We start from the raw sequence: 2,222 nt of genomic DNA, 5'->3' as shown, positions 1-2,222 counted from the left end.
TTCCGGATGCTCAAGCAGACGCTGGGCTGGACCGCACCGAAGCTCCGCGATGCCCAGGCCGCCGACCGGTGGACCTGGCTGCTCACCGCCGCGCATCCCCAGCTCCGCCTCGCCCGGCCGCTCGCCAACGATCTGCGCCGACCATGGCAGCGACCCGCCCCGCCCGGTCGGCTCACCCCGGCCCGCGTCCGGCGAGGGTTCCGGAACATCCGCGCGAAGACCACGTGCCCAGCCGGTGCACCAAAACCCGGCAAGCCCGGCCCTGGACGGCCACCCCGTTCCACCAACCGCCGTCCCGCACCCCGTCACCACGTCGGGAAACGATCAAACGCGAGACCACACTCGCCGCCCGATTCGGGCAGGCAGCTTAAACGGCAAGCTCAGACAGCGTACCTACCTGCGCGCAGACGGGATGCAGTATCCGGAAGGCGGCGTAAGGGCCCGATCGAGCAGCGTCAAGGAGCGAAACGTTCTCCTACTGCTTCGCCGGCGGGGCGCCGCCGGGCAGCCGCTCGGTGAGGGCGGTGTAGCGGCGCCCGGCGCCTTGGGTGCGGACCGCCTTGGCCAGCGCGCGCCGGCTGCCGACCAGCACGACGAGCTGCTTGGCGCGGGTCACGGCGGTGTAGAGCAGGTTGCGCTGCAGCATCAGCCAGGCGCCCATCACCAGGGGGATGACCACGCAGGGGTACTCGCTGCCCTGGGAGCGGTGGATGCTCACGGCGTAGGCGTGGGTCAGCTCGTCGAGCTCGTCGAACCCGTAGCCGACCTCCTCGTCCTCGTCCAGCAGCACCCGCAGTTCCTGGTCGTCGAGTGAGAGGGCGGTGACGATCCCGACCGAGCCGTTGAAGACGCCGGCGGTGCCCTTGTCGTAGTTGTTGCGGAGCTGCATGACCTTGTCGCCGACCCGGTAGACGCGGCCGCCGAAGCGGCGCTCGGCCAGCCCCTCTCGCGCCGGGGTCAGCGCGGCCTGGAGGCGCTCGTTGAGCGCGCCCGCACCGGCCGGACCGCGGTGCATGGGGCACAGCACCTGCACGTCGCGTCGGGGGTCGAGCCCGAACCGCCGCGGCAGGCGGGTGGCGACCACGTCCACGACCAGGTCGGCGGCCTGCTCGGCGTCGTCGGCGGCGAACAGGAAGAAGTCGGGAAGGCCGTGGGTGACGGGCTGGTGGCCGGCGTTGATGCGGTGGGCGTTGGTGACCACCCCGCTTCGCTGCGCCTGCCGGAACACCTTGGTCAGCCGCACGCGCGGCAGGGTGGCGGCGGCGAGCAGGTCACGCAGGACCTCCCCGGCGCCGACGCTGGGGAGCTGGTCGACGTCGCCGACCAGCAGCAGGTGGGCGCCGGGCGGGATCGCCTTGACGAGCTTGTTGGCCAGCAGCACATCCAGCATGGAGGCCTCGTCGACCACCACCAGGTCGGCGTCCAGCGGGTGGTCGCGGTCGAACGCGGCGTCCCCACCGGGGCGGAGCTGCAGGAGCCGGTGCAGGGTGGCGGCCTGCATGCCGGCGAGTTCGGCCAGGCGTTTGGCGGCGCGGCCGGTCGGCGCGGCCAGCAGCACCTTGGCGTGCTTGGCGCGGGCCAGCGTGACGATGGCGCGGACGGTGTAGCTCTTGCCGCAGCCGGGCCCGCCGGTCAGCACCGCCACCTGTTCGGTCAGCGCCAGGCGGACCGCCGCGGCCTGCTCGGGCGCCAGGGTCGTAGCCGTTGTCCGGCCCAGCCAATCGAGCGCGACCGCCCAGTCCACCGCCTGGAACGCGGCGAGCCGGTCGGCGGGGGCGCGCAGCAGGCGCAGCAGCCCGCCGGCCAGCGCGGCCTCGGCGCGGTGGAAGGGGACCAGCCAGACGGCCCTGCCTGCCCTGTCAGGGTCGCCCTGCGAGCCGGGGGCGGCGGGCAGGGGTTCGGCGACCACGCCCTCCTCGGCGATCAGTTCCTCCACGCAGCGCCCAGCAAGCTCGGCGTCGATATCCAGCAGCTTGGCGGCTCTGGCCACGAGCTCGGTCTCGGGGAGGTAGCAGTGGCCGTCGTCGCTGGCTTCCGACAGCGTGAACTGCAGGCCGGCCTTGACCCGCTCGGGGCTGTCATGGGGGATCCCCAGGCGCTGGGCGATCGTGTCGGCGGTCTTGAAGCCGATGCCCCACACGTCGGTGGCGAGCCGGTACGGCTCCCGCCGGACGACCTGGATCGCGTCGTCCCGGTAGCTCTTGTAGATGCGCACCGCCAGC

General features: G+C 72.9%; 1 protein-coding gene and 1 pseudogene. One reads left to right on the top strand and one right to left on the bottom strand.

Annotation, left to right across the window (positions count from 1 at the left end):
* A pseudogene (locus VG276_04135) lies at nucleotides 1-371 on the top strand (transposase).
* A 104-nt stretch (nucleotides 372-475) separates the two neighbouring features.
* Here the strand turns inward: VG276_04135 and VG276_04130 are convergent.
* On the bottom strand, nucleotides 476-2,222 hold a 1,747-nt coding region (locus VG276_04130), incomplete at its 5' end, for an AAA family ATPase (protein ID HEV8648593.1).

It is taken from the genome of Actinomycetes bacterium (assembly GCA_036000965.1).
GTDB lineage: Bacteria > Actinomycetota > CALGFH01 > CALGFH01 > CALGFH01 > DASYUT01.
Note: the sequence above shows the minus strand (reverse complement) of the source record. Positions and strands in the feature narration are given on the sequence as shown.